Below are 2,901 nucleotides of genomic sequence, written 5' to 3'. Positions count from 1 at the left end.
TAGGAGTTGCGTGTCCGTTAGGTCGATAATTGGCCGATTTGGATATGAACGGCGGACTGGAGTCGCGCGAAGGGTACGATGATCGAGCCTTCGGGGGCAGACAGGCTCGAACCGTGCGAGTGTGGATGGCCTGTCCGCAGCGGTGCTCTATGCCGTCATCTTCACGCTCGTCTTCGTCGACAGCGGCATCCTCGTCGTTTTCTGGCTGCCTGGTGACACGATCCTGGTCGCCGCCGGCATGCTCGCGGCCGACCCGGATGCGGGCGTGTCGTCTGGTGCCCCCACGCCCGGGATCCCGCTGGTCGCGACCGCTGGCGCCGTAATGGGTCATGTTAGCGCGCTGCCCTTGGACGGGCCCCGTCTTGAACGGCGTCACGTCCGGATACTTGCCCGTCCTGATGTGTCCTACCAGCACTTTGGCACTCTGGCCCCGCAGGTGGCCCGGTCTGTCCGACGGGTGCGGACGTTTGCCCCCTGTTGCCGGGCACTCCTGGGCGTCACCCGGGGCAGCCGGCCAGGGCCGTTGGTCGCCCGTCCGACACGGCATGTCGTCGGGTGGATCCGAGGTGGCGCCACACTGGCCTGATCTGCTCATGATTATTCGGTTAAAAGCGATACGGGATGGCTCACCGTGCCTAGTACTCGCTACCCTTGTCCCGGATGCAGGGGGCATAGCGCGGGGGGGACCGACCACACGGAAGGTTCCATGGTTCGACATCGCAAGCACCGCCGTTCCCGGCAGGGATGGTCCGGCGCCGTCCTGGCAGTCTTCGTTTTCGTTCTCGCCACCGTCGGGTTGCTCCTGGCCCAGCTGGTCCACGGGGGAGGGCCCGCGGCCGCGACCAGTCCTGGGGCTTCGTCCCCGGCTCTGGTGTCCTCGACGTCACCGGTTGATCCCGCGCAGGGGTCTGTACCGCCACAGACCGTCGATCGTGGCACGGTTGGTGAGACCGTTCACATGCGCACCGCTGTCAAACCTGGCGGGTGGCCGTGGGCGGCGTCGCTCCCACCGAGCTCGCCGCCGTGGTCCACACCGGTCGCGGACGCCACGGCGGGCGGCCCGGCGGCCACAGCCGCACCGGTCGCTCCGGTCGCTCCTCCTACAGCGGCTACGCCGGGTACCGCCACCGAGCCGACATCGGCAGACCCGGCTTCCCAGGTGGTAGCGCTCACGAACGCCGAACGGGCCAAGGCCGGCTGCGCTGCGCTGACCGTCGACTCCAGGCTGACCACCGCGGCGCAGGCGCACAGCGACGACATGGCGACGCATAACTACTTCAGCCACACGAGCCAGGACGGGCGCACGCCCTTTCAACGCATGGCTGCTGCCGGGTACCAGTTCTCGATCGCCGCGGAGAACATCGCCGCTGGGCAGCGCACTCCGACCGAGGTCATGGCGGGCTGGATGAACAGTTCCGGGCACCGGGAGAACATCCTCAACTGCTCGTTGAAGCAGATCGGCGTCGGTTACGGCACCGGGGGCAGTTACGGGACGTACTGGACGCAGGATTTCGGGACGCCGTAAGAGCGATTAGAGAGCTACTTAAAGTAAGATGTCGGTGGTTGGGGTGCGGATGCCGGCGCTGCACCGGGCTGGTGGCCGCGGCCGAGTCGTCGCGGCCGCCGGTGCCTGAAACCAGTTACTCTTGGGCTCCGATCACGTAGGGTCGATATCGTGCGACCGGAACGACCTGTCTGCGTGCTCGGCGTGACGGTACGTTAGGCCTGTCTGATAGACCTTGAGGTATCCGGGTGTCGTCTTGGCGGGGAGTCCGGTGGATCGGGAAGCGATCTTCCGGGAAGGCCGATTACCGGGATCGGGGATCTGCCGGGTAGGTCCCAGGGGTGAGAGGGGACGACGTGGCTCGCGCGGTGGTGACCGGCGCCGGGGGATTCATCGGGGACGCGGTCGTGCACGAGTTCCGCCGACGCGGCTACGATGTTGTGCCGATAGACGTCCGCCGTGGTCCTGGCATCGTCGTGGCCGACGTCACCCATCCCGGTGACTGGGAGAAACTGCTCACTGGGGCGGATCTTGTCGTGCACGCGGCGGCCGTCGGCACAGGTGGCGGTGGCGAGCTGGCCGCGGTCCGAGCCGGCGTGCCGAGCCGGCCGCTACCGGTTGCGGACAGTGAAATGCGTAGGATCACGGTAGCCGGCACCACTGGCGTGTTGGACGCATGCCACCGCGCCGGCGTCGGTCGCGTTGTTCACATGTCCTGTGTGAGTGTGCTGGGCCCTTCCTTCCCTGCCGACGCTGACGAGGCCGTGCCCGTCACCATGACCGGTCTGGCGCGGGCTGACGCGCTGGCTGCGGCCGAGCACGCAGCCGTGGCCGCAGCCTCCCGCGGTCTGGCGGTGACAGTGCTACGGGTCGGCGACGCGTACGGACCACGGGCCGGTCGATGGACCTTGTGGCCGCTGCTGCTGTTGCGGGCCGGCCGCTTCGTCCTGGTGGACTCCGGCCGCGGGATCCTGAGCCCCGTCCACGTCGACGATCTGGTGTCGGCGGTCGCCGCGGTCATGGACTGCCCGGCGGCGGTTGGTGAGATCCTGCATGTCACGGGTGGGGCGGGTGTTTCGGCATCCGACTTCTTCGGCCGATACGCGCGGATGGCCGGCGTGGCCTTGCCGGGCTCGGTGCCGGCGGCGTTTGTTCGTGCGCTCGACTCGGCGGACCGGCTGTTGGCCGGGCGCAGGTGGTTGTCCGGACGGGTGAGTTCGCGTCTACACCCCCGAGTGTATGTTGATCTTGGACCGCTCGCGTTGGCTGAGCTGGCCCGAACGGGCACCTACTCGATCGCCAAGATCAGAAACCTGGCCGGCTGGGCGCCCCGCGTCGGCCTCGACGAGGGGATGGCACGCACCGAGGTGCTGCTGCGGGAGCGGGGACTGCTCGGC

General features: G+C 68.1%; 3 protein-coding genes. All 3 read left to right on the top strand.

Features of this window, described 5'->3' with window-relative positions:
• The first annotated feature begins 121 nt into the window (after nucleotides 1-121).
• Complete coding sequence (locus U9977_RS17690) at nucleotides 122-586, top strand: hypothetical protein (RefSeq protein WP_322750382.1); 465 nt, start codon at nucleotides 122-124, stop codon at nucleotides 584-586.
• Nucleotides 587-706: 120 nt separating this feature from the next.
• Nucleotides 707-1,525 (top strand): CAP domain-containing protein, encoded by an 819-nt coding sequence (locus U9977_RS17685; RefSeq protein WP_322750381.1) that lies wholly within the window; start codon nucleotides 707-709, stop codon nucleotides 1,523-1,525.
• Between the two features lie 320 nt (nucleotides 1,526-1,845).
• The coding region (locus tag U9977_RS17680) for an NAD(P)-dependent oxidoreductase (protein ID WP_322750380.1) at nucleotides 1,846-2,901 on the top strand (1,056 nt) is incomplete at its 3' end.

The sequence above is a fragment of the Protofrankia sp. Cas8 genome, assembly GCF_963555845.1.
In the GTDB taxonomy this organism is placed as follows: Bacteria; Actinomycetota; Actinomycetes; order Frankiales; family Frankiaceae; genus Protofrankia.
This window is presented reverse-complemented; position numbering and strand designations above follow the sequence as displayed.

What these genes read in the sequence shown, in the direction of transcription:
- U9977_RS17685 (WP_322750381.1), top strand. Translation starts at nt 707, where the DNA reads ATGGTTCGACATCGCAAGCACCGCCGTTCCCGGCAGGGATGGTCCGGC.